The organism is Bacillus sp. AY18-3 (assembly GCF_008042305.1).
GTDB lineage: Bacteria > Bacillota > Bacilli > Bacillales > Bacillaceae_G > Bacillus_A > Bacillus_A wiedmannii.
Map to the genome: position 1 here is coordinate 126,064 of NZ_QKQR01000004.1, position 25,535 is coordinate 151,598.

The window sequence follows — 25,535 nt, forward strand, 5'->3', positions numbered from 1 at the left end:
GCAATACAACTTTAGAAAAGAGGGATTCCGATGCCGTTTTTAGGAAGTGTATATCAAATATTTGGATTGTATCCAGAAATTTATTATGGAATGATTTCAGCCGAACTTGCGGAGCAGCAAAGATTGGAACAGGCGGAAAACGAAGAACCAGAAACAGAAGCGTAACTGTATAGGAAGCTTCAAAATAAAAATGATAACACGCTACTTACTCTTTGCACGTATAAGAGCAAGTAGCGTGTTTTTTTTATTTAATAATCCCGTTCTCTAAAATTTTAATAGTAGGTGCTACTTTCACATTAGACTTTGAAAAGGCACTCGGCCAATCGTCTTCAACCGTTTTCCATTCTTTATATTGAAATGCTCTCGCATAATCACCAAACCCGAATGGATCAAGTTGCTGTTTTTGAATTTTGTGGATTAAATCGTTTAAATCTTTGTTTAGTTGTTTTGTAATAAGTGAAGTTAATTTCTTTCTACCTTTGTCTATATCCATGTTGAATGTAAGTTCAGATACGGAAACTTTAAAATTCATTGCAATATTAAATTTGAAGTGGTTATCGTTATAGCCTGTGTGAATGTCACGATTCATGCTAAGAACATTTATTGTTGCGAAGTCGTCGCCGTCTGTATCTTTTAGATGACTATTACTTTCAACTGAATTAGAAGGGATTTTCAGTGTAAGTGAAACGGGTATATTCGCTTTCTTTTGTAATAGAAGAAGAAGGGCACTTTCATATCGATTTAAAGACATTTTATAGATTCCGCGAGAAGTTAATAATGCAGAGCCGGTAACGAGAATATCTTTTTTACCTTTTTTTATTTCTGAGATAGCAGGTGTTATACCTTTATTAAAAGTTTGCCTATGGAATTCATGGAATGTCGTAAACGCGGTTCGATTGTATAGTTTGTTCGTATTAATTAAATCTGTTAAATATTCAGGAAGTGCAGGCTTATCTTTAAAATTATTATATATAACTGAAGAGATTGGACCGTCTACTGCAACCATGCGCATATTTCCAGTATTTTTAGGGTCGCGATACCAAACATCAAGGTAAGGCATAGCTCCTTCTTGTTTTAAAAATTTCGTACTAAATAAAATGAGTTGTAACTTTTCTGTAGATACTAAACCGCTACTTGAACTATTAAATGTTGCTTTTGCTTCTCGAGGGGTATGTACTGTCGCTTCATGAGTTTCGTATTTTTTCTCCACATCTTCATTAAAAATAGGGTTTACGTGGTATACAATTAATTTTCCTTTTGCTTGTGCATCAAACCCGTAAATTAATGAAATGGATTGTTTTTCTAAGTCGAGCCGATCTCCTCCACATCCTGTTAAAAAGGTTATGAGAAAGCAAAATATAGTGAAAATAAAGCGTCTCATTTAAATTTTTCTCCTTTTCCAATGCTGATAAAGTGTCATGTATAAGAGAAATACGACTGGGAATAGAAAAACGATAAAATAACTTGCAGTTCCCCAAAATTCCCGCAATGCACTTATTTGATACGAGGATGGGATATAAAAAAATAAAACGAAAACACACCCGAATAATAAAAACCAAATAGGTAATGAACTCCCTTTTTTGTTAAGTAACTGATTGATTCCATCTGAGGCAGTAAAAATATAAGGAATGCAAGAATCAAAAATAATGAAGAGATAAAATGACAAAAAGATAATTTCAAACCGTTCCAGAAATGAAAAGTGAAATGGTGTAACAAGAGAAAGAGTGGGCCATAAAAACTTAGTTATACCATCTGGGCTAAAATAAACGAAAGAAACGAACGTAACTTGCAGGTAAACGAATAAAGTAATCATATTTGCAATAACGATTCCTTTTTTTGCAGATGATTTATTACTGAGATAAGGATAAAGGACAAATGCAAACTCAAATCCGAGAAAGGCAATAATAGTTGATTTTACTGTGTTGAAAACTGGTAGCCATCCCTCTTTAAGGAGAGGAAGAAGATAAACCCAATGCCCGTCTTTAAGTGGGATAAATAATAGCAATGGCATCCAGAGTGTAAATAAGACAGTAAAAACAGCATAGCGGCTAATAATAAGAACACCTTTACATGCGAGCATAACCATTGGGATAGATAATAACATCATGATTAAAAACATTGAAGATCTAGGTAAAATCCAAATGTGAATAACGTATAAGAGGGAAAAAATTAAGGATACAGCTGCAAGAACAGCATATAAAATCCAAAAAATCATTCCTACTCTTCCTAGCCACTTCCCAAGATAACGAGTTAGCACATCAAGTAAAGTATACCCGGGATGTTTTTCCATAATTTTTACAATACATAGACTGACTAAAGTAGTGATAGCGCATCCTATTATAATAGACATCCAGCCATCTGTATTCGCCCCTTGCGCAACTTCACGTGGCAGTGTAAGTACACCGAACCCTACTTGAACACCACTAATCGTTAAAATGTATTGAAATAAACTAATCTCCCTCTTTGCACGCTTTGTCACTTATCTTCCTCCGTTTCTTCTATATCGCGTTGTCGATTCTCTTGTTTTAAGTTAAGGGATAGTGGTCGTTTCTTCATTAGTTTCCATGGTAAACGTACAAGAATGTCTTTTAAATCTGAAGCAAATGACGGAGAAAAAGGACTACCATAAGGAACACCAAGTGATTCCATAGAAAGAATATGGATGATGATAACTGCCATCCCGACCATAATTCCAATGACCCCAAACAAAGAAGCGGTTATCATCATTGGAAAGCGAAGAAGCCGAATTCCTGCTGACATTTCCATGTTAGGGATGATAAAAGAAGCGACTGCAGTAATAGATACGACGATAACCATAACATTACTTACTATTCCTGCTTGGACAGCAGCTTGCCCAATGACAATCCCTCCTACGACTCCAATCGTTTGTCCAACGGGACCAGGAAGCCGAACCGCAGCTTCGCGGAGCATTTCAAGTACTAGTTCCATCAAAAGTGCTTCTAATATAGGGGGGAAAGGAATTTTAGCTCGAGATTCTCCAATTGTTAACAATAATTTAAGTGGAATCACTTCATAATGAAAGGAAATCATAGCAATATAAAGAGCTGGAGCAAATATTGCAATAAATAGTCCGGTAAAACGAAGTAGTCGTATGAAAGATGGAATCATTGGCCGGAAGCTGTAATCATCTATCGTCTGAAAAAAAGATGAAAAGGTCATAGGTCCAATTAATACGCCGGGTGAGCGGTCTACAACAACAGCAATTCGTCCATCCAAAATGTGATGGGCCGTTGTATCAGGGCGTTCGGTTATTGATAATTGCGGAAAGAGAGTATAGGAATTATCTTCAACAAACCCTTCTAATTCTCCAGTAGTAATAATGGCATCCACTTTGATTGATTCGATACGGCATGCCATTTCTTGTACAACGTCTTCGTTTGCAACGTCTGCTAAGTACAGCAAAAAAACCTTTGAAGTAGCTCGTTCACCAACAGTGAATTCCTTCACTTTCAATTCGCGATTTGGAATATATCGACGAATAAGTGCAAGACTGTCGCTCGCTACTTCATTAAATCCTTCGTGGGAGCTTTTTATAGCAGTTTCTGTTGTAGGTTCTTCAATACTTCTTTTTGGCGCCGATTGCGTATCTAGTTCTAATGCTGTAAGTTGTCCATTTATAAATAAAATGCTTTTACCATGTAAAAGGGAATGTTCAATGTCAGACCACTGCTGAACTTTCTTTATATTCCCGACTGTAACTGAGGATTCCCAACAATCAACTTCATTCCACTCTTTAAATAGGAGAGGTCGAAGAATATCAATGTTAATAACGGTTTTGTCTACAAGTCCTTCCATATATATAATTGCAGCTACTTTTCCGTTTTTTAACGGAAAAGTACGTGTAATTAATTCTGGAATACCGCTAAAAAGTTTGGACAAGTGCTTTAGATTAAGGGAAAGAGAGGAAGAGATAGATTTATTTAAAAGGTGATCAGCTTGTTCTTGTGCAGAGAAAGATTTTTCACCACGTATCCATTTATTAAAAGACCCCATTTGTTCGCTTACTCCTTTTTATGTTTTATATGGGTTATTATGGATAGTTCCGTGCTGACATATGCGTAGTTTAAATTTTATATTGTATATTTCCATCTTTAACGCTATAATTATAGTGTTAAAGATGGAATCGTGATATGACCTGTTATGAATCTATCGTTTTATTTATGAATAAATGGATTGGTATTTTAGCAAGATGTGCTAATAAACTACTCCACCATGATAATAACGTGCCGAAATGTGGTGCGTATATTTTCGTGGTGGAGTTTTTTTATTCTCAAAAAGGGGGAAAGACCATGAATAACAACATGGTTCATATTACAATTGACGGAAAAAAGTATACAGCGGAGCCTGGTTCAACGATATTGGGTGTTATTAATGAGAACGGGATTGAACATCCGCAAATTTGTTACGTGCCAGAAGTAGATCCTATTCAAACATGTGACACTTGTATTGTAGAGGTTGACGGAAAGTTAGTGCGCTCTTGTTCGGCAGTAGTGACAGAAGGTATGAACATTGAACGTAATTCTGCTCATGCCAAAGAAGCACAAACAGAGGCAATGGATAGGTTACTAGAAAATCATTTATTATACTGTACAGTATGTGACAACAACAATGGGAACTGTAAACTGCATAATACAGCAGAATTAATGGAGATTGAACATCAAAAATATCCTTATGAACCAAAAGTAGATGCAAGTGAAGTTGATATGACGCATCCGTTTTATCGCTACGATCCTAATCAATGTATTGCATGCGGTCAATGTGTTGAGGTTTGTCAAAACTTACAAGTAAATGAAACGTTATCAATAGACTGGGAAGCGGAACGTCCACGAGTTATTTGGGATGAAGGAGTAAATATTAATGATTCTTCATGCGTGAGCTGTGGTCAATGTGTAACCATTTGTCCTTGTAATGCTTTAATGGAGAAAACGATGCTCGGTGAAGCTGGATTTATGACGGGATTAAAACCAGATATTCTTGAACCGATGGTAGATTTAATTAAAGAAGTTGAGCCTGGATATAGCGGCATTTTTGCGGTATCAGAAGTGGAAGCGGCTATGCGTGATACTCGTACGAAGAAAACGAAAACAGTATGTACATTTTGTGGTGTAGGTTGTTCATTTGAAGTGTGGACGAAAGGGCGTAAAATCCTTAAAGTACAACCTTCTTCTGATGCGCCAGTTAACGCAATTTCTACTTGTGTAAAAGGAAAATTCGGTTGGGATTTCGTAAATTCTAAAGAAAGAATTACGAAACCTTTAATTCGTAAAAATGGAACGTTTGTTGAATCTACATGGGAAGAAGCACTAAATGTAGTTGCAAGTAAATTAGGATCTATTAAAGAAGAATACGGTAAAGATGCTGTCGGCTTTATTTCTTCATCTAAAATTACGAATGAAGACAATTATGTAATTCAGAAATTAGCTCGACAAGTATTTGAAACGAATAATATTGATAACTGCTCACGTTATTGTCAATCGCCAGCGACAGACGGATTATTCCGTACAATTGGTATGGGCGGAGATGCTGGAACGATTAAAGATATCGCAAAATCCGGTCTTGTTATTATTGTAGGTTGTAATCCGACAGAAGGTCATCCTGTTTTAGCTACACGTATTAAACGTGCGCATAAATTACACGGACAAAAATTAATTGTGGCTGATCTTCGTAAAACAGAAATGGCAGAGCGTTCAAACGTTTTTATTAGTCCAAAACAAGGAACAGATCAAGTATGGTTAATGGCTGTTACGAAATATATGATTGACCAAGGCTGGCACGATCAACGATTTATTGATGAGAATGTAAACTTCTTTGAAGATTTTAAAGAGAGTCTTACAGAATATACACTTGAATATGCAGAAGAAATGACTGGTATTTCAAAAGAAATACTTATTCAAATGGCTGAAATGATTCGTGATGCAGATGGTACATGTATCCTTTGGGGGATGGGAGTAACGCAAAATACAGGTGGATCGGATACTTCCGCTGCGATTTCAAACTTACTGCTTGCAACAGGTAATTATCGTCGTCCAGGTGCTGGTGCATATCCACTTCGAGGTCATAATAACGTACAAGGTGCTTGTGATATGGGTACTTTACCAGGATGGCTTCCTGGATATCAGCACGTTACTAACGATATGGAACGTGCGAAATTTGAAATGGCTTACGGAGTGAAAATTAATAGTGAACCAGGTCTTAATAATATTGAAATGCTTCACGCAATTGATGAAGGGAAAATGAAAGCTATGTATCTTGTCGGAGAGGATATGGCTCTTGTAGACTCTAATGCGAACCACGTACATGAAGTGTTATCAAGCCTTGATTTCTTCGTTGTACAAGACGTTTTCTTATCTAAAACTGCTCAATATGCAGATGTTGTATTACCGGCAGCACCGTCTCTTGAGAAAGAAGGTACTTTCACAAATACAGAGCGTCGTGTGCAAAGATTGTATCAAGTTCTTCCTACGCTTGGAGATGCGAAGCCAGATTGGTGGATTGTGCAGGAGATTGCGAATAAATTAGGTGCAAACTGGAATTATAGCCATCCAAGCGAAATTTTTGCTGAAATGGCAAGTTTATCACCACTATTCTCACAAGCAAACTATGAAGTACTTGAAGGGTGGAATAGTTTCCATTGGGGAAGTTTTGATGGAACGAATACACCACTTCTGTTCCAAGATGGATTTAACTTCCCAGATAAAAGAGCTCGTTTTGCGATTGCTGACTGGGTACGTCCAGCTGAATTCCCAGCGGAGTTCGATCTTTACATTAATAACGGTCGTATGCTTGAGCATTTCCATGAAGGGAATATGACAAATAAATCAACAGGTATTCAAACGAAAGTACCTGGTGTGTTTGTAGAAGTTTCTCCAGCACTTGCAAAAGAACGTGGAGTGAAAACAGGTTCATTAGTTCGTCTTGTTTCTCCTTTTGGAGCATTAAAATTACGTGCACTTGTAACAGACCGTGTAAAAGAAAATGAGTTATATTTACCGATGAACTCTACAGATAATGAAACAGCAATTAATTTCTTAACAGGTCCTGCTGTGGACGTACGTACGAACACACCTGCTTATAAACAGACGAAAGTGCGTATGGAAGTGCTAGAAGTTGATGGCGCAAATCCGATGCCAAAAGCGAACCCGCGTAACAAAAAACGTCATCCTCAAGCTGGTATTGAGGTAAATCGTAAGTGGGCACGTCCAGGGTATGTGCATTTAACGGATAAGTAGGAGGAGAAAAATATGGCTACACCTATAAAAGTGATTCAAAAACAAGAATTAACTGAGGAAGAAATAAAACAGCAAAAATTAGATGATTTAAAAGAGCTTCTAGCTAATAATGAAGAGGCTTTAAATCAAATGTTTAATATTGTTGGGGAATTAAATGACATCGGAATGCTAGAAGCTGCAAATTCTATGTTAAAGGCGAAAGAACCGATCGCAAAGATTGTACTTGGCCAAGTGACTCGTGAGCCTGTTACGAATTTAATTAATAATATGATGGGTGCTGCGGGTGCTTTAACAGAACTTGATCCAGAACTTACGAAAAAGCTTATAGGTAGCTTATTAGTAGGGTTAGAAGAAGGTAATGAACATCTAGAGAGTAATAAAAAAGTAGGGGTATTTGACCTTATGAAAGTATTGAAAGACCCAGATATTAACCGTGCTATAGGGTTTGGGCTTCATTTCTTAAAAGGTATGGGTAAAGGGTTAAAAGACGAATAATCTTCATGAAGTGAATCTTTTCGCCCAAATGTTTGTACGAAATATTTTGGGCGGAAGGGTCATTTTGGTAAAATATATAATAAAGTAAAATGAGGATTTTTGGGAGGTATAATTGTATGTCAAAAAAAGTACATGAATTTAATGATATGATACGAAAACTTCGAAAGGAACTTTTCGGAAAAGGACCAGAACGAATTCATACTGTTTTTGCTGAAAATATGGCGATTGCGACCCTTTACGGAAACTTAACACCTACTGAAAAATTCATTTCAAGTACGATGGACGGTGCGGAAATGGTTCATATGGCTAGAACGAAAATGATTCAAGAAGTGTATGCTGCGAATTCCCGTGAACATTTGGAGGAACTTGTTGGAGCGAAATTAGTGAATTTATTTTCAGATATGAAAGTAGAAGAAGATATTGCAGTTTCGGTATTTGTTTTTGATAAAAATATAACGTGAGAGAAGGATACTGATCGTGAAACCGATACAGGTAGAAAGAGAAATCTTTCGTTATGAACAAGGGGCGTTTAAACATATAGAGGACAGTATTGTAACAGAGTTTCCTGTCACGATTAAAATGAACGGACAGGAGTTTGTTACAATGGTTAGTACTCCAGAATATATAGAAGATATGGTAATAGGCTTTTTAGCATCTGAAGGAATCATTCGGAAGTATGAAGATATTGATAACATATGGGTACAAGAGAAAGAAGGATTTGTACATGTCACAACGAAAAAAGTGAATCCGTATTACGAACAAATGCAAAATAAACGTTATATTACTTCATGCTGTGGTATGAGTAGACAAGGGTTTGTTTTTGCAAATGATGCACTAAGCGCTAAAAAAATGAATGGTGTCCATGTACAGGTTGCTGCAGAAGACTGCTTTCAATTAATGAAAGAAATGCAGCAATCTGCAGAGACATTTCAACATACAGGTGGCGTTCATAATGCATCTTTGTGTGATGTGAATGGCATTATTTTAAGCCGAATGGATATCGGTAGACATAATGCATTAGATAAAATTTACGGTTATTGCTTAAAAAATAATATTTCTATAAAAGATAAAGTCATTGTATTTAGTGGTCGTATTTCTTCGGAAATATTATTGAAAGTTGCAAAGATCGGTTGTGAAATTATATTGTCAAAATCAGCTCCAACCGAATTGGCTTTGCAGCTAGCAGAAGAATTAGGTATTACTACGATAGGGTTTATTCGGAATCAATCCTTAAATGTATATACGCATCCAGAGCGTGTTATAAATATAAAATAAGTAAAAGTGAGGCAATAAATATGAAATCTGTCACATTAGACAACCTACAACGACCTTTAAAGGATTTACGTATTTCTGTTACTGATCGCTGTAATTTCCGCTGTCGTTATTGTATGCCAGAAGAAATATTTGGTCCTGATTATTCGTTTTTGTCTAATGATAAAATTTTATCTTTTGATGAGATTGAAAGGATAACACGTATTTTTGTTTCTTTAGGTGTAAGAAAGTTACGAATTACGGGCGGAGAACCGTTACTTCGAAGAGGACTTCCGCAGCTTATTGAGCGCCTTAATAAAATAGAGGGTGTGGAGGATATCGGTTTAACAACCAATGGATCGCTACTGAAAAAGTTTGCTCCTGATTTATATAAGGCGGGTTTATCACGTGTGACAGTTAGTTTAGATTCCTTAGAAGAAGATCGGTTTTTCTATTTGAATGGTAATAGAAGCAAAGTGCAAAGGGTTCTGGAAGGAATACAGGCTGCAGCTGAAGTTGGTATGAAAATTAAAATAAACATGGTCGTTCAAAAAGGAAAAAACGAACAAGACATCTTGCAGATGGCGCAATACTTTAAGGAAAATAAGCATATTCTTCGGTTTATTGAGTATATGGACGTTGGAAATTATAACGGTTGGGAGTTAAAAGAGGTTGTCTCGAAACAAGAAATAGTAGATGCCATTCATCAAGTTATGCCATTAGAACGGATAGAAGCGAATTATGTAGGTGAAGTTGCGACTCGCTATCGTTATATTGGAAGTGATGAAGAAATAGGTATTATTTCATCAGTAACAGATTCCTTCTGTTCATCATGTACGAGAGCACGTATTTCTGCAGAAGGAAAATTATATACTTGTTTGTTTGCTTCTAAAGGAAATGACTTGAGAGAACTACTTCGATTTGGATACACTGACGAGGAAATAATAGATATCGTACGTGATATATGGAACAACCGAGAAGATCGTTATTCAGATGAACGCTTAAGTCATACAAGTAAAAAAAAATCGCCTAAAATTGAAATGTCACATATTGGTGGTTAATATATAAGAGTGATGCTTTGAGGAAGTATATACAAAATGGAAAGTATGCAACGTTTGTAGATTTTCTATTTTATAGTAAAAGTGATGATTGATATCTCTGTAAAAGATGTGCAGAGAAATTAAGCAGCATTCAAAAACCTTTATTTTGAGGAGGTTTTTTGAAGCTGCTTTTTTATTTGGAGAAAATGGAGGAATTGGTAATGGCATTTCATAAACCGGAACAAATTGCTGAGCTTGTAATTGAGGCCGGTGTTCAAAAAGTAAGTCAGACGTTGCCAGCAATGCTTATTCTCGGTTTTTTAGGAGGAGCGTTTATTTCGTTAGGTTTTTTGCTTAATATTCGTGTTTTAGGTAATTTACCTGAGCGCTGGGGTAGTTTAGTCAATGTTTTAGGAGGAGCGGTTTTCCCGGTTGGATTAATGCTCGTCGTATTAGCAGGAGGAGAATTAATTACCGGAAATATGATGTCACTTTCTATGGCGCTTTATGCAAAGAAAATTACATTGGTAAGTGTACTAAATAATTGGGTTTGGATTACTTTCATGAATTTCGTGGGAGCTATTTTTGTTGCGTATTGTTTCGGTCATCTTGGCGGATTAACAGAGGGAGATTATTTAAATAAAACGGTAGCGATAGCGGAAGGGAAATTACATGAATCATTTGGGAGAACTTTAATTTTAGCAATTGGTTGTAATTGGCTCGTTTGTCTTGCGCTTTGGCTCGCTTATGGGACGAGTGATTTTGTCGGGAAAATAATCGGAATTTGGATTCCGATTATGGCATTTGTAGTGATTGGATTTCAGCAAGTGGTAGCAAATATGTTTGTTATTTCAGCAGTTATTTTTGCAGGTCATCTGACGTGGATGGATCTTGCTAGAAATTTTGTTCCTGTTTTTATCGGAAATGTAATTGGGGGAGCTGGATTTGTTGGATTTGCTTATTTTGCTTGTTATCAAAAACAACATTCTAATATGAAATAGAGTTCGTGAGAGGAAGGATATGTAATGGCTGAGCGGTATTCACGACAACAGTTGTTCAAACCAATTGGGAGTAGAGGGCAAGAAAAAATTCGGAATAAACATGTGTTAATTGTAGGAGCAGGCGCATTAGGAAGTGCAAGTGCCGAAAGTTTCGTACGTGCAGGTATTGGCAAATTGACGATTATTGATCGTGATTACGTTGAATGGAGTAATTTACAAAGGCAACAATTGTACTCTGAACAAGATGTGAGAGAGAAAATGCCGAAAGCAATCGCTGCTAAAAATCGGCTAGAACAAATTAATTCGGAAGTACAAATGCATGCTTTCGTAATGGATGCAGTTGCAGAAAATATGGAGGACCTATTAAAAAATGTAGATGTAATAATTGATGCAACAGATAATTTTGATATTCGATTTATAATAAATGACTTATCACAAAAACATAATATCCCGTGGGTATATGGTTCTTGCGTTGGATCGTACGGTATGAGTTATACGGTTATTCCGCAAGAGACACCGTGTTTACATTGTGTGCTGAAGAACGTTCCTGTTACAGGTGTGACATGTGATACCGCTGGAATTATTAGCCCGACTGTTCAAATCGTCGCAGCATATCAAGTGGCGGAAGCACTCAAAATTTTAGTCGGAGATTTCTCAGCAATTAGAAAAACATTTTTCATGTTTGATATATGGAGTAATCAAAACCATTTTATAAAACTAGGGAAAATCAAAACAGAAGATTGCCCCTCGTGCGGTTTGAATCGAACTTATCCTTATTTATCATACGAAAACCAAACGAAGGTGGCTGTTTTATGCGGAAGAAATACAGTGCAAATTAGGCCGGTAGAAAATAGGAAGTACGATTTTGACGATATAGAAAAAGTATTAAAAAAATTGGGGGAAGTAGATCGGAATCCGTATTTACTATCTTGCCAACTAGATGATTACCGCGTCGTTATTTTTCGAGATGGTCGTGTTTTCATTCATGGTACAAATGATATTTCGAAAGCGAAACAATTATATTATCGCGTATTCGGTTAATAGAAAGGGTTGTCAATAATGGAAAGAAGAGTGCCAATTACGGTTGAAGAAGCTGTTCGTAAAGTAATGGGATTTGCTAATGAGGGATTAAAGGAGTTACTACCTATTGAATTAGCTTACGGACGTATATTAGCGGAGGATTTAATAGCTGACCATGACGTACCTTCATTCAATCGTTCACCGTATGACGGATTTGCTATTAGAGCAGAAGATACGAATGTAGCAAGTTATGAAACACCAATTGTGTTTGAAGTAATTGGTGAAATTGGTGCGGGATCAATATTTCACGAGAAAGTAGGGCCGTTTCAAGCGGTTCGAATTATGACGGGAGCGCAAATTCCGAATGGGTGTGATGCGGTTGTTATGTTAGAGCTGACTCGTCAATATGAGGAAGCTGGCAACAATTATATGGAAGTGAAGCGATCATTCAAAACGGGTGACAATATTTCTTTTCAAGGTGAAGATGCTCGTAAAGGAACGGTTCTTGCAAAAAAAGGATCATACATTCATCCAGGTATTTCAGCTCTTCTTGCTACGTTCGGATATAGTGAGGTACCAGTGGCAAGAAAGCCTGTAATTGGATTGTTAGCGACTGGTAGTGAATTACTGGATGTAAATGATTCATTACAGCCAGGGAAAATCCGAAATAGTAATACGTATATGATATTGTCTCAAATTCGAAGAGCGGGCGGAAGAGTAAAATATTTTGGGAAGTTTAGCGATGAGTTTCATACATGCTTCACAGCTGTAAAAGAAGCGTTAAGCCAAGTGGATATGCTCATTACAACAGGTGGTGTATCAGTAGGGGATTACGATTATTTACCAGCTATTTACGAAAAGTTAGGTGCATCGGTTCTTTTCAATAAAGTTGCAATGCGGCCAGGTAGTGTTACGACTGTAGCACAATTAAAAGGCAAGTTATTATTTGGTTTATCAGGAAATCCATCTGCTTGTTACGTAGGATTTGAATTATTTGTAAGACCTTGTATTCGGACGTATATGTTTAGTGAAAAAGCACATGTAAAAAGAGAAAAAGCGTTATTAGGAGAAGATTTTCTAAAACCAAATCCATTTACCAGATTTGTGCGAGCAAAACTGACATATAACGAAGGGCAATTAATCGCTTATCCGTCAGGGTTTGATAAATCTAGCTCGGTTTCTTCTCTAGCAGAGACAAATATATTTATTGTACTTCCAGGTGGTACGAGAGGTTATAAAAAAGATATGTTCGTAGATGTTCTTTTGCTGGAAGATAACGAAGGTAGTGAATGGCCTTGGGCATTTTATAAAGTGAGAGGTGTTTCTAATGGGACAAGCGCTATTTGAGATTGTAGATATACCGATTGTAGTTGAAGAAGTAACGAATAAAGTCGCAAGAAGAGAAGCAGGTGCAATTACAACATTTATTGGTACGGTGAGAGAATTAACAAAAGGAAAACGAACGTTACATTTAGAGTATGAAGCATATAAACCGATGGCAGTAAAACAACTTACAAAAATTGGTGAAGAAATTAACGGAAAATGGCCGGACGCAAAAGTAGCAATTAAGCACCGTGTAGGGCGGCTAGAAATCATGGATATTGCGGTCGTTATTGCAGTTTCATCACCGCATCGCAAAGTAGCGTATGAAGCGAATGAATACGCGATTGAACGTATAAAACGAATCGTCCCAATTTGGAAAAAAGAATTTTGGGAAGATGGGACGATGTGGATTGGAGATCAACTTGAAAATACGGCATATCCAGAAGGAAAACCGAAGAAGGAAGAATGAGAAGATGATTACAATTTTATTGTTCGCAAATTTGCGTGAGGAAATCGGATCGGATCAATTAATAATTTCAGAAAAACAAGAAATGACAGTGCAGCAATTAAAAGAATGGCTCAAAGCAAGCTATTGCTTACAATCGCTTGATAGAGTGATGGTGGCTGTTAATGAAGAATTTGTAACGGATGAAGAGATGATAAAAGCTGGAGATATAGTCGCATTAATCCCGCCCGTTAGTGGGGGATAATAAGCTTTTTCGCCAAGAAGATGTTGTATATAAATTCGAATACGAGAAGGGATGAGTTCTATGATTACTCAAGAACAAATAATGAACGCATTAAAACATGTAGAGGATCCGGAGTTACACAAAAGTATTGTAGAATTAAATATGGTTAGAAATATACAAATGAATGGAACAGAGGTTAAACTTGAAGTAGTGCTAACGATTCAAGGTTGTCCATTAAAGGCAAAAATTCAACAAGATGTGGAAGAGTCTCTTCAGGCAATTGGTGCATCTAAAGTAGATTTGACATTTGGTTCTATGACACAAGAAGAACGAGATGCGCTAACAGAGAAGTTAAAGAAAAATAGTAGAACAGAAACTGGAATGCCGAGCATGCTTCGCCTTGATTCAGGGGTACGATTTATTACTGTAACGAGCGGTAAAGGTGGAGTTGGAAAATCAACAGTGACAATTAACCTTGCAACTGCTTTAGCTCGTATGGGAAAAAAAGTGGGGATATTAGATGCAGATATATATGGTTTTAGCATTCCGGCTATGATGGAAACGAATCAAAAACCGACGATGATTGATCAAACGGCAATTCCGGTTGTAAGTCACGGTGTTAAAATTATGTCGATGGGATTTTTTGCAGAAGGAAATAACCCGGTTATGTGGCGCGGACCGATGTTAAATAAATGGATTCAAAATTTCCTTGCGAATACGCACTGGGGAGAATTAGATTATTTACTTCTTGATTTACCACCCGGCACAGGAGATGTAGCTATTGATGTTGCAGCAATGATCCCGCAGGCGCAAGAAATTATCGTTACAACACCACACAACGTAGCTTCATTCGTAGCATCTAGAGTAGGTGTTATGGCAAAACATACGAAACACGAGATTTTAGGGATTGTAGAAAATATGGCTTATTATGAAGAACAAGATGGATTGAAAAATTATCTCTTCGGAAAAGGAGGCGGCGAAATGCTTGCAGAACAATTGCAAACAGAAGTGATTGCACAAATACCTTTTGCAAAACGAGAAGAAAATAACGGTTCATCTGTATATGATGAAGAGTCTCTTGTAGGAGAAGTGTTTACATCGTTAGCGGAGGATATTATTTATAGAGGATAGAGGAGGAAGTTTAGTATGGCGTGTAATATCGATCATTCTATGGAAGATGTAATGAGTAAACTTGAAAGTCAAAAGAGTTTTTTACCGGAAGTGATTTTTAAAGAGTTAAAGGTATTTTTGCGAGGGAATCATTCACAGGAAATATTAAATGATATCTTTCATCTTTTAAAAAAGTATGATTTGGTTAGTGAAGAAGAACGAGAGATGAGAAATACTCAATTATTGCTGATTATAAAATAAATACGCTTTGGCTTTTGTTTTTTTGCAGAAGGGGTGAATGTAATGAATATGAAAAAGATGATTGAAACGATAGAAGCAACTAAAGTGACTAACGAAGAATTATCGATTTCTACTTTACATCAAAAGCTTGTGAAGTTGTATAGTCAAAAAGATAGTGCGGAGTATACGGAGATATTAAAATATATTTTATCATTATCCGTGCAGCTGAACCTACATTTCGTATTGAAATATTTTGGTGTGCGCCCGGTTGTTGCTGCAGATGAACGTATGCAATTTCAAGAGATATTTAAATGTTTAGCTAAGAAAGATGATAATGGGGAATGGTTTCTAAATTTCGTTTCTTTATATGTAGGACTAATTGTAGTTCTTCATTTCGATGAAAAAGAGATTGAGAGAAGTTTTTTCGATGATATGGTAGTGGATGAAGGGAATGCAATATAAGATTCTGCTCATAATATCTTTCTATTTAATTGCTGTAACTGCGATTTTAGTTGGTTATTTAAATATAAAGGTAACTAATTAATAAAAAGTGTTCTTCAGTTGTTTCCATCGTTTTTTCATGTTACCATTAAGCGAATTTTTCATAGGGAGAGAAAGCGATGAAATGGATTTATTTTATTATTATTAACGTTATAGCTTTTAGCCTTATGGGGCTTGATAAACGAAAAGCGAAGAAGAAACAGTGGAGAACGCCAGAAAGTACGTTGTTTTTATCAGCGGTAGCTGGAGGCGCAGTTGGTGCTTGGATTGGTATGTATATGTTTCACCATAAAACATATAAAAAGAAATTTGTTTTCGGTATACCGTTACTTGTCGTTATAACAGTATGTTTACTTTTTGCTGTATGAGAAATGTCGAAAGAATTGCAGATTGATTATTGGTAAAGTGAGCATGCGGGACCGTATAATGGAGAAAAATGAGAAGAGGAGAAAAGGGAAGATGGGGAGTCAATCAGCACAGCAAAAAAAAGGAATTATATATGCGGCTGGTGCTTATACGATGTGGGGAATCCTACCAATCTATTGGAAATGGGTTGAGGAAGTTCCAGCAGATGAAATATTAGCACACCGCATCGTTTGGGCGTTCGTTTTTATGTTACTTGTGTTAGGTGTTACGAAGAGGTTTCGTCAGTTTATTGGGGAGTTCGTGAATCTTTTTAAACGACCTAAATTATTAATGTCATTAACAATAGCTTCAGTCTTGATTAGTGGAAACTGGTTTGTCTACATATGGGCCGTTAATCATAATCATGTCATTGAAGCAAGTCTTGGATATTATATTAATCCGCTTATTAGTATTTTACTTGGTACAGTCGTTTTAAAGGAAAAGTTAAACTTTTGGCAATATGTTGCAGTTGGTTTAGCTGGAATAGGGGTTATCATTTTAACAGTCCGTTTCGGATCTATTCCGTGGGTTTCTTTATCACTTGCCTTTTCATTTGGATTATACGGATTAACAAAAAAATTGTTAAACTATAATGCGACAATTGGTCTTACGATGGAAACGATGTTAGTGACGCCGTTTGCGATTATCTATCTCGTTATGACAGGAGCGCATGGATTCGGTTCATTTGGATCTATTTCCATGTCATCGACGTTACTATTAATAGGAGCGGGCATTGTTACAGCTTTACCACTTTTTTATTTTGCAAAAGGAGCACAACTTATTCCGCTTTATATGGTAGGATTTTTACAATATATTGCACCAACGATTAGTTTAATTTTAGGTGTATTCGTATTTGGTGAACATTTCACATCTACTCATATGATGGCATTTTTCTGTATATGGGTTGCATTATTTGTGTTTTCAATAGCGAAAACAAAGTTTTTAGTGCAGAAACAACCGAAATTTATAAAAAATAAATCAGCAAAAGTATCATAATGCGTAGTATTTTCTACGCATTTTTCTTTATACTGATACTATATAGATTTCCATTATAGTCAGTAGGGAGCTGAGAACGTGGAAACAATTTTACATAATGATCCGCTTATGGCCGCTGTAATTTCATGGTTTCTAGCACAATTAACGAAAGTAGTCTTTAAATTATTCAAAACGGGTGAATTTGATTTTGCAAAGTTTTTCGCTTCAGGTGGGATGCCGAGTTCTCATGCTTCAACTGTTACAGCACTTGCGACAGGTGTTGGCGTTGTAGAAGGTGTGGAAAGTACCTTATTTGCTATTGCTGCTATCTTTGCAATAATTGTTATGTATGATGCTTCAGGAGTAAGACTTGCAGTTAGTAAACAAGCGAAAATATTGAATGAGTTCTTTCACGGTAGACAAACAGAATATAAGAAGTTAAATGAACTTGTCGGGCATACACCGTATGAAGTAGTAGTCGGTGCTTTGGTAGGGATTATTGTCGGAGTGGGATATTGCTTATGAGCAGAACATTTTATATGTTCTGTTTTTCTTTGTTTTCATACATATTTAGCTACCTTTTTGAATATCGTTATACGGATTTCGAAAGGGTGGGTGAGTAACTTGTTATTATATGAAAAAGTGCATGAAGAAATAGCAAGAAGAACAACTGCACTTCAAACGATGCAACGGCAAGATGGTACGTGGCAGTTTTGCTTTGAAGGAGCACCATTAACAGATTGCCATATGATTTTTTTATTAAAATTATTAGGTAGAGATAAAGAGATAGAACCGTTTGTAAAAAGATTAGCATCACTTCAAACAAATGAAGGAACATGGAAATTGTATGAAGATGAAGTGGGTGGCAATTTATCTGCTACAATTCAATCTTATGTTGCCTTACTAGCTTCAAAAAAATATACAAAAGAAGATGCGAATATGAGGCGAGCCGAAATGTTTATTAAGGAACGTGGAGGCGTGGCGCGTGCTCATTTTATGACGAAGTTTTTATTAGCAATTCATGGAGAATATGAATACCCTTCGCTCTTTCATTTGCCAACACCGATTATGTTTCTGCAAAATGATTCACCCCTCAGTATATTTGAATTGAGTAGCTCAGCACGTATCCATTTAATTCCGATGATGGTTTGTTTAAATAAAAGATTTCGAGTAGGAAAAAAGTTACTGCCAAATTTAAATCATATCGCAGGCGGGGGCGGGAAATGGTTTCGGGAGGAGCGGTCTCCGTTGTTTCAAAAGTTATTAAGTGATGTAAAACAAATCATATCGTATCCACTTTCTTTACACCATAAAGGATATGAGGAAGTCGAACGTTTTATGAAAGAGCGTATCGATGAAAATGGAACGTTATATAGTTACGCAACTGCCTCATTTTATATGATTTATGCTTTACTCGCGTTAGGACATTCTCTTCAATCATCAATGATTCAAAAAGCTATAGCAGGGATAACATCTTATATATGGAAGATGGAAAGAGGGAATCATTTGCAAAATTCTCCTTCAACTGTATGGGATACGGCTTTACTCAGCTATACGTTACAAGAGGCCCACGCTTCGAAAGATAATAAGATGATTCAACATGCAGCAGCGTATGTATTAAAAAAACAGCATACAAAAAAAGCTGATTGGAGCGTACATGCTCCGGCGCTGACTCCAGGCGGTTGGGGTTTTTCGGATGTGAATACGACAATTCCAGATGTCGATGATACAACAGCTGTGCTAAGAGCGTTGGCAAGAAGTAGAGGGAACGAAAATGTAGATAATGCTTGGAAGAAAGGGGTCAATTGGGTTAAAGGATTACAAAATAATGATGGTGGCTGGGGAGCGTTTGAAAAAGGTGTGACGAGCAATTTATTAGCAAATTTACCAATCGAAAATGCAAGCGATATGATTACAGATCCTTCCACACCAGATATTACAGGAAGAGTGTTAGAGCTTTTCGGGACATACGCGCAAAATGAATTGCCTGAGAAACAAAAACAAAGTGCGATAAATTGGTTAATGAATGTGCAAGAGGAAAATGGATCATGGTATGGGAAATGGGGGATTTGTTATATATATGGTACGTGGGCTGTTATGACTGGTTTACGGTCACTCGGAATTCCATCTAGCAATCGATCAATGAAAAGAGCAGCTTTATGGCTGGAACATATACAGCATGAAGATGGTGGGTGGGGGGAATCGTGCCACAGTAGCGTGGAAAAAAGGTTCGTTACTTTACCATTTAGTACACCATCCCAAACAGCATGGGCGTTAGATGCTCTCATTTCTTACCATGATGAAGAAACGCCAGCTATTCGAAAAGGTATTTCATATTTGCTTGCGAATCCTGATGATAATGAACACTATCCTACCGGAACAGGTTTACCAGGTGGGTTTTATATTCGTTATCATAGCTATGCATATATATATCCGCTACTTACTTTGGCACATTATATAAAAAAATATAGAAAATAAACCGAGAGGATATCTCTCGGTTTATTTTATTGGGTAGTAGGTCCCTGTTGAAAAGAATAAGGTTGTGCGTTCCTTATTTTTCTATTGACTGGCGTTTTTGACGTGCATCAGCGGCATTTGCACGTGCGTTCGCTTCTAAGTCATTGTGGTCAGCGAGTTCACGAGAGAACTCAACATCAATGCCATCAGCAGCTTTGTTTTGCTTGAAATTTTTTTTGTTCATTCGACACAATCTCCTTGTGTTTTATGCGACGTTGCAAAGTTAGTTTGACACAAATAGACTTTTTTATACAAAGAGGAATTGGGAAGCAAAGAGCCGAAATATACAGTATAAGTAATAGAAATGGGGGATAGGGATGGAGTTTTTAAATGGGAAAACAGCTGTAGTAACGGGAGCTGCACAGGGAATTGGAAAAGAGATTGCAAGGGTTTATGCAAAACTAGGGGCTAAAGTATTAATTAGCGATGTAAATGAAGAGAAGCTACAAAAAACGACACGTGAGTTATCAGATGAAGGATATGAAGTGAAGCAGTATCGTTGTGATGTGAGTAATCAAAATGATGCGAAGTCCTTAATTGAATACGCAGTCCAAACATTTGGTACACTGCACATTTTAGTAAATAATGCAGGAATTACGCGAGATGCTATGTTACATAAAATGGAGAAACCGGAATGGGAACAAGTACTGCAAGTAAATTTAACAGGTGTTTTTTATTGTATGCAGCCAGCACTTCTTTACATGAGACAACAAGGGTATGGACGCATTATTAATATATCTTCAATTAGTAGAGAAGGAAACATAGGTCAAGCGAATTATGCGGCTACGAAGGCAGGCGTTGTAGGTTTAACGAAAACGGCAGCGAAAGAAGTTGGAAGTTTCGGCATTACGTGTAACGCGATTTGCCCAGGATTTATGGATACAGATATGACAAAAACGATACCAGATAAAGTGAAAGAAAAGATGGTTGGCGCGATTCCGGTTGGTAGAATTGGAACGCCAGAAGATATTGCGAACGCAGCGGCCTTTTTAGCATCAGAATACGCATCCTATATTACAGGAGAAGTATTAAATGTGAGCGGGGGATTGCAAGTTTAAATGAATACATAATGAAAAGAACCTGACCGGATAGGCCAGGTTCTTTTTTCGTTAATTTAAGTTGAGCCAAACACTCTTCACTTCTGTATAGTTATTTAATGCGTAAGATCCCATTTCACGACCAAGACCAGATTGTTTAAATCCTCCGAATGGAGATGCTGCATCAAAGACGTTATAACAGTTTACCCATACTGTACCAGCACGTACTTTACTTGCAACATAATGTGCTGTTTTAACATTTTCTGTCCACACACCAGCCGCTAAGCCGAATTGTGATTTATTTGCACGTTCAATTACTTCATCAATATCGTTAAAAGGTATTGCAGAAATAACTGGACCGAAAATTTCTTCTTTAGCGATGGTCATTTCGTCATTTACGTCAGCGAATACTGTAGGAGAAACGAAGTAGCCTTGATCGAATGGATTGCCTCCTCCGCAAAGTACTTCAGCGCCTTCTTCAATCCCTTTTTCAATGTAGCCCATTACACGTTTTTGTTGTTCTTCGGAAACGAGAGGACCGATTGTTGTTTCAGGGTTAAGACCGACACCTTGATTTAGTTTTTTAGAATAGAGGACGAGATCAGCCATGACATTATCATACATTTTCTTCGGAACAAATAAGCGTGATCCAGCAGAGCATACTTGTCCTTGGTTAAACATAACACCAGAAAGTGCACCAGGAATCGCGCGAGATAAATCAGCATCTGGCAAGATGATATTTGGTGATTTACCGCCTAACTCAAGTGTAACGCGTTTTAATGATTCAGATGCTTGTCGCATAATTTGTTTACCGACTGGAGTAGAACCAGTAAATGCAATTTTATCAACGAGTGGATGATTAACGAGAGCTTGTCCAGCTGATTCACCGAATCCAGGAACGATATTAATAACACCTTTCGGGAATCCAGCTTCTTCAATTAATTCAGCTAAGTATAGAGCGGATAGTGGAGTTTGCTCTGCAGGTTTTAAAATGATTGTACATCCTGTAGCAAGCGCTGCTCCCATTTTCCACATTGCCATAAGAAGTGGGAAGTTCCAAGGAATAATTTGACCGACGACACCAACAGCCTCATGGCGTGTATAGTTAAAGTAATTACCAGAAACAGGAATTGTTTGACCAACGATTTTCGTAGCCCAGCCAGCATAATAGCGCATATGTTCAATTGCAAGTGGTATGTCTGCTGCCATTGTTTCACGGATTGGCTTTCCGTTATCTAATGTTTCGAGCTGTGCAAGCTCTTCTTTATGTTCTTCCATTAAATCAGCTAACTTGTACATAAGACGGCTTCGCTCAGCAGTGCTCATGCGAGACCAAGGACCTTCGTCGAAAGCCATGCGAGCTGCAACGACAGCTTTATGAATATCTTCTCGACCAGCCTCAGAAACGACGGCAAGTGTTTCGCCGGTTGCTGGGTTAGGTGTTTTAAATGTTTTTCCGGAAGCGCTTTCAATGAAAGATCCATTCACATATAACTTTTTTGTACCTTGAAGAAACTTTTCTACCTTTTCATGAAGATTTACAGCTAGTTGACTCATTGTATAACCCCCTTGAAAATATAATGTAAACGCAGTACGAGACGGCGTTTATTCCGAAATCAAGGATGTGGGAACTAGATGGAAAGCCTCTAATTTTAATCATAATTAACAAATACTGAAAATTCAAATTTCATTTGTGTTACAATTGTAAAAAATATGTAATGTAAGAGAAACTTCTATATGATTATAAAAAATCCTGCTTGTTTTTGCTTTCTAGTAGGAAAAACTAGAAGAACAATGGTACAATAATACATCGTGAGAGGAGGGAGAAAATGAAGAATTATCATGATGATCCGCGCTTTCGAATTGCCCATAGAGAAGCGTTAATTGGCCTTGGACTTGCTATTATCAATTTTATAATATGGTACGGATTTGCTTATGGGCTTGGTAGTAAAAATCCAAGTGAATATACATATGTATTCGGTTTTCCAGCATGGTTTTTTTATAGCTGTATCGTTGGATTTATCGTTATGGTTATTTTACTTAGTTTAGTTGTTCGTTTTGTATTTCAAGATATTTCACTCGATGAGGAAGAAAAAAGTGAGGAATAATAGATGAATTGGTATGTAATCATTCCAATGATAATTTCGTTTATCGTTGTATTTTTAATTGGTGTATATGCTTCAAGACGCGTACAAGCGACTGCTAATAATAAATTTTTACAAGAATATTTTCTTGGTGGGCGTGAACTTGGCGGTTTATTATTAGCGATGACAATGATTGCTACGTACGGTAGTGCTAGTAGCTTTATTGGTGGTCCAGGTATTGCGTACAATATGGGCCTCGGATGGGTATTATTATCTGCGATTCAAGTTGTAACAGGGTATATCGTTTTAACGGTTATCGGTAAAAAGTTTGCAATTATCGCTAGGAAGATGGAAGCCATTACTCTTATCGATTATTTAAAGGGAAGATACAATAATAAAGCAGTTGTTATACTTTCTGCGTTATGTATTATTATCTTCTTATTTTCAGCAACAGTAGCTCAATGGGTCGGTGGTGGCCGATTAATTGAATCACTAACGGGTCTATCTTATACAACAGCACTATTTTTATTTACTTTTTCTGTACTTGTGTACGTATTAATTGGTGGATTTCGTGCAGTTGCTTTATCAGATACGTTATTAGGAATCATTATGTTAGTTGGAACGACAATCATTTTAATTGCTACTGTCATTGCTGGTGGTGGAATTGAAAAGATTATGCAGGAGCTTATTCAAATCAATCCAAATTTAATTACACCATTCGGAGCGGATGGTAGTTTAACGAAATCATATGTGACATCATTTTGGATTTTAATTGGAATTGGTGTTGTTGGGTTACCGCAAATTAGCGTGCGTGCCATGTCTTATAAAAATTCAAAAGCTATGCACCAAGCGTTAATAATTGGAACGGTTGTTGTAGGTACAATTATGATTGGTATGCATTTAACAGGTGTATTTGCGCGAGTCGTACTTCCGGGTATAACGGTACCGGATAAAGTCATGCCGCTACTCGCGATGGAAGTGTTGCCACCTTGGCTAGCTGGAGTTTTCTTAGCTGCGCCAATGGCAGCAATTATGTCTACAGTAAACTCGTTATTGTTACTTGTAAGTTCATCAATTATTAAAGACATATACGTAAATTACATAAATAAAGATGCAGCAGACAGTACGATTAGAAAAGGAAGTTTGTGGATTACTGGTATCGTAGGGCTGCTCGTTTATGCAGCAGCAATTAAACCACCAGATTTTTTAATATGGTTAAATTTATTTTCTTTCGGTGGGTTAGAAGCAGCATTCATTTGGCCAATCGTATTAGGGTTATATTGGAGAAAAGGAAATGCAACAGGAGCGCTTGCCTCTATTTTAGTTGGGGTAGGCTCATATATGTGTATTCATCTTTTCTATCCAAATCCGTTCGGTATACATACAGTTGTCTTCCCAATTTGTTTTGCGTTTATAGCTTATATCATTGGAAGTATGAGTGCTGTGAAGAAAAACAGTATAGGTTAGAGGAAGAACGTAGTCCTTATAGAGGACTACGTTCTTTTGTGTGAATTTATTCTTTTTTATTCTGTATATGTAAGGTTATTCATAAATTAATAACAATTGAGGGGATGGAGTTGAGGTCGATGAAAAAAGTATTATTTTTGGGAGACCCAGGAATTGATGACTCTTTAGCAATTATGTATGGATTGTTGCATCCTGATATTGATATTGTCGGCGTAGTAACGGGATATGGAAATGTAACGCAAGAAAAGGCGACGAGTAATGCAGCATATTTATTACAATTAGCAGGAAGGGAAGATATACCGGTTATTAATGGTGCGAAGATTCCTTTATCTGGAGATATTACAACATACTATCCGGAAATTCACGGGGCAGAAGGTTTAGGACCAATTCGTCCTCCGAAAAATCTTTCTCCGAATATAAAGCCTTTTTGTGAGTTTTTTGATATTCTTGAAAAATATAAAGGAGAATTAATCATTGTCGATGCTGGCAGGTCAACGACACTTGCGACAGCGTTTATTTTGCAAAAGCCGATGATGAAGTATGTGAAAGAATATTATATAATGGGTGGTTCTTTCTTAATGCCTGGAAATGTTACACCAGTTGCAGAGGCGAATTTTCATGGTGATCCGATTGCGTCACAATTAGTTATGCAAAACGCCAAGAATGTGACATTAGTGCCACTTAACGTTACATCTGAAGCAATTATTACGCCAGAGATGGTGAATTACATTACGAAACATTCTAAAACGAATTTTAATAAATTAATTGAACCGATTTTTACGTATTATTATAAAGCTTATAGAAAGCTAAATCCGAAAATAAAAGGAAGTCCAGTGCATGACGTTGTCACAATGATGGTTGCGGCGAATCCGTCTATTTTGGATTATGTGTACCGTCGTGTCGATGTAGATACAGTGGGGATTGCAAAAGGAGAAAGTATTGCTGATTTTCGTCCACAACCTGATGCAAAATCCTTAAAGAATTGGGTGCGAATTGGTTGGTCATTACATTATAAAAAATTTCTCGAAGACTTCGTGAAAATTATGACGTAGACATAATAGGAGAATACAAGTTAAAATAATGGAGATGATTACTAAAATAATCATCTCCATTATTTTGTTTGAAAGAGA

General features: G+C 36.9%; 27 protein-coding genes. 22 read left to right on the forward strand and 5 right to left on the reverse strand.

What is annotated here, in order from left to right; all coding sequences use genetic code 11:
* Window positions 1-30: 30 nt before the first annotated feature.
* Window positions 31-165, forward strand: a complete 135-nt coding sequence (locus tag DM800_RS03280) for a hypothetical protein (RefSeq protein ID WP_001116178.1) — start codon at window positions 31-33, stop codon at window positions 163-165.
* Between the two features lie 79 nt (window positions 166-244).
* Here the strand turns inward: DM800_RS03280 and DM800_RS03285 are convergent, their stop codons facing one another.
* From DM800_RS03285 to DM800_RS03295, 3 genes are read right to left on the reverse strand one after another with little or no spacing between them, the layout of a single operon-like run.
* Window positions 245-1,381 (reverse strand): Ger(x)C family spore germination protein, encoded by a 1,137-nt coding sequence (locus tag DM800_RS03285; RefSeq protein WP_147786392.1) that lies wholly within the window; start codon window positions 1,379-1,381, stop codon window positions 245-247.
* Window positions 1,382-2,479, reverse strand: coding sequence for an endospore germination permease (locus tag DM800_RS03290; RefSeq protein ID WP_147786393.1), 1,098 nt, complete (start codon window positions 2,477-2,479; stop codon window positions 1,382-1,384). It abuts the gene before it with no gap.
* A complete protein-coding gene (locus DM800_RS03295; RefSeq protein ID WP_098132242.1) occupies window positions 2,476-4,014 on the reverse strand; it encodes a spore germination protein in 1,539 nt (512 codons plus the stop codon). The genes DM800_RS03290 and DM800_RS03295 overlap by 4 nt, the downstream gene beginning before the upstream one ends.
* A 296-nt stretch (window positions 4,015-4,310) precedes the next feature.
* Between DM800_RS03295 and fdhF the strand changes: the two genes are divergently transcribed.
* From fdhF to DM800_RS03380, 17 genes are all read left to right on the forward strand, one after another.
* A complete protein-coding gene (gene fdhF, locus DM800_RS03300) occupies window positions 4,311-7,250 on the forward strand; it encodes a formate dehydrogenase subunit alpha (RefSeq protein WP_147786394.1) in 2,940 nt (979 codons plus the stop codon).
* Between the two features lie 12 nt (window positions 7,251-7,262).
* Window positions 7,263-7,745, forward strand: coding sequence for a helical membrane plugin domain-containing protein (locus DM800_RS03305; RefSeq protein ID WP_097858301.1), 483 nt, complete (start codon window positions 7,263-7,265; stop codon window positions 7,743-7,745).
* A gap of 116 nt (window positions 7,746-7,861) precedes the next feature.
* Window positions 7,862-8,206, forward strand: a complete 345-nt coding sequence (locus tag DM800_RS03310) for a Na-translocating system protein MpsC family protein (RefSeq protein ID WP_000039582.1) — start codon at window positions 7,862-7,864, stop codon at window positions 8,204-8,206.
* Window positions 8,207-8,222: 16 nt separating this feature from the next.
* Window positions 8,223-9,020, forward strand: coding sequence for a formate dehydrogenase accessory sulfurtransferase FdhD (fdhD, locus tag DM800_RS03315; RefSeq protein ID WP_147786395.1), 798 nt, complete (start codon window positions 8,223-8,225; stop codon window positions 9,018-9,020).
* A gap of 20 nt (window positions 9,021-9,040) precedes the next feature.
* Window positions 9,041-10,057, forward strand: a complete 1,017-nt coding sequence (gene moaA / locus DM800_RS03320; protein ID WP_218943200.1) for a GTP 3',8-cyclase MoaA — start codon at window positions 9,041-9,043, stop codon at window positions 10,055-10,057.
* A 200-nt stretch (window positions 10,058-10,257) separates the two neighbouring features.
* Window positions 10,258-11,037 (forward strand): formate channel, encoded by a 780-nt coding sequence (locus tag DM800_RS03325; RefSeq protein ID WP_033656377.1) that lies wholly within the window; start codon window positions 10,258-10,260, stop codon window positions 11,035-11,037.
* A 24-nt stretch (window positions 11,038-11,061) separates the two neighbouring features.
* Entirely contained in the window at window positions 11,062-12,078 is a 1,017-nt protein-coding gene (locus tag DM800_RS03330; protein WP_147786397.1) for a molybdopterin-synthase adenylyltransferase MoeB, read from the forward strand.
* An 18-nt stretch (window positions 12,079-12,096) separates the two neighbouring features.
* On the forward strand, window positions 12,097-13,404 hold the full coding sequence (gene moeA / locus DM800_RS03335) for a molybdopterin molybdotransferase MoeA (RefSeq protein WP_147786398.1): 1,308 nt from the start codon (window positions 12,097-12,099) through the stop codon (window positions 13,402-13,404).
* Complete coding sequence (moaE, locus tag DM800_RS03340) at window positions 13,385-13,849, forward strand: molybdopterin synthase catalytic subunit MoaE (protein ID WP_147786399.1); 465 nt, start codon at window positions 13,385-13,387, stop codon at window positions 13,847-13,849. Before moeA ends, moaE begins: the two co-directional genes overlap by 20 nt.
* Window positions 13,850-13,853: 4 nt before the next feature.
* Window positions 13,854-14,090, forward strand: coding sequence for a molybdopterin converting factor subunit 1 (gene moaD / locus DM800_RS03345; RefSeq protein WP_087982170.1), 237 nt, complete (start codon window positions 13,854-13,856; stop codon window positions 14,088-14,090).
* Window positions 14,091-14,150: 60 nt separating this feature from the next.
* Window positions 14,151-15,200, forward strand: a complete 1,050-nt coding sequence (locus DM800_RS03350) for a P-loop NTPase (RefSeq protein ID WP_147786400.1) — start codon at window positions 14,151-14,153, stop codon at window positions 15,198-15,200.
* A 15-nt stretch (window positions 15,201-15,215) separates the two neighbouring features.
* Entirely contained in the window at window positions 15,216-15,440 is a 225-nt protein-coding gene (locus DM800_RS03355; RefSeq protein WP_060487359.1) for a hypothetical protein, read from the forward strand.
* A 42-nt stretch (window positions 15,441-15,482) separates the two neighbouring features.
* On the forward strand, window positions 15,483-15,881 hold the full coding sequence (locus DM800_RS03360) for a nucleoside triphosphate pyrophosphohydrolase family protein (RefSeq protein WP_060487358.1): 399 nt from the start codon (window positions 15,483-15,485) through the stop codon (window positions 15,879-15,881).
* Window positions 15,882-16,039: 158 nt separating this feature from the next.
* Window positions 16,040-16,288 (forward strand): DUF1294 domain-containing protein, encoded by a 249-nt coding sequence (locus DM800_RS03365; RefSeq protein ID WP_147786401.1) that lies wholly within the window; start codon window positions 16,040-16,042, stop codon window positions 16,286-16,288.
* Between the two features lie 91 nt (window positions 16,289-16,379).
* Window positions 16,380-17,321, forward strand: a complete 942-nt coding sequence (rarD, locus tag DM800_RS03370) for an EamA family transporter RarD (protein WP_147786402.1) — start codon at window positions 16,380-16,382, stop codon at window positions 17,319-17,321.
* A 78-nt stretch (window positions 17,322-17,399) separates the two neighbouring features.
* Complete coding sequence (locus DM800_RS03375; RefSeq protein WP_000447816.1) at window positions 17,400-17,825, forward strand: divergent PAP2 family protein; 426 nt, start codon at window positions 17,400-17,402, stop codon at window positions 17,823-17,825.
* A 99-nt stretch (window positions 17,826-17,924) separates the two neighbouring features.
* Window positions 17,925-19,778, forward strand: coding sequence for a terpene cyclase/mutase family protein (locus DM800_RS03380; protein WP_147786403.1), 1,854 nt, complete (start codon window positions 17,925-17,927; stop codon window positions 19,776-19,778).
* Window positions 19,779-19,851: 73 nt separating this feature from the next.
* On the opposite strand, the gene DM800_RS03385 is transcribed toward DM800_RS03380, so the two are convergent.
* Window positions 19,852-20,001 carry a YfhD family protein gene (locus DM800_RS03385; RefSeq protein ID WP_060487356.1) on the reverse strand — a complete coding sequence of 50 codons (150 nt, stop codon included), beginning with the start codon at window positions 19,999-20,001 and terminating at the stop codon, window positions 19,852-19,854.
* 133 nt (window positions 20,002-20,134) lie between these two features.
* Here DM800_RS03385 and fabG point away from each other — a divergent pair, with 133 nt between their 5' ends.
* Window positions 20,135-20,875: a 3-oxoacyl-ACP reductase FabG gene (gene fabG, locus DM800_RS03390; protein WP_000395032.1), complete on the forward strand. Its 741-nt coding sequence runs from the start codon at window positions 20,135-20,137 to the stop codon at window positions 20,873-20,875.
* Between the two features lie 51 nt (window positions 20,876-20,926).
* Here the strand turns inward: fabG and dhaS are convergent, their stop codons facing one another.
* Window positions 20,927-22,411, reverse strand: a complete 1,485-nt coding sequence (gene dhaS, locus DM800_RS03395) for an aldehyde dehydrogenase DhaS (protein WP_147786404.1) — start codon at window positions 22,409-22,411, stop codon at window positions 20,927-20,929.
* Window positions 22,412-22,683: 272 nt separating this feature from the next.
* Here dhaS and DM800_RS03400 point away from each other — a divergent pair, with 272 nt between their 5' ends.
* The 3 genes from DM800_RS03400 (at window position 22,684) to DM800_RS03410 (ending at window position 25,457) form a co-directional block, all read left to right on the forward strand.
* Entirely contained in the window at window positions 22,684-22,962 is a 279-nt protein-coding gene (locus DM800_RS03400; RefSeq protein WP_000800722.1) for a YhdT family protein, read from the forward strand.
* A 3-nt stretch (window positions 22,963-22,965) separates the two neighbouring features.
* Complete coding sequence (gene panF / locus DM800_RS03405; protein WP_001104842.1) at window positions 22,966-24,405, forward strand: sodium/pantothenate symporter; 1,440 nt, start codon at window positions 22,966-22,968, stop codon at window positions 24,403-24,405.
* Between the two features lie 104 nt (window positions 24,406-24,509).
* Window positions 24,510-25,457 carry a nucleoside hydrolase gene (locus DM800_RS03410; protein ID WP_137035772.1) on the forward strand — a complete coding sequence of 316 codons (948 nt, stop codon included), beginning with the start codon at window positions 24,510-24,512 and terminating at the stop codon, window positions 25,455-25,457.
* Window positions 25,458-25,535: the final 78 nt, after the last annotated feature.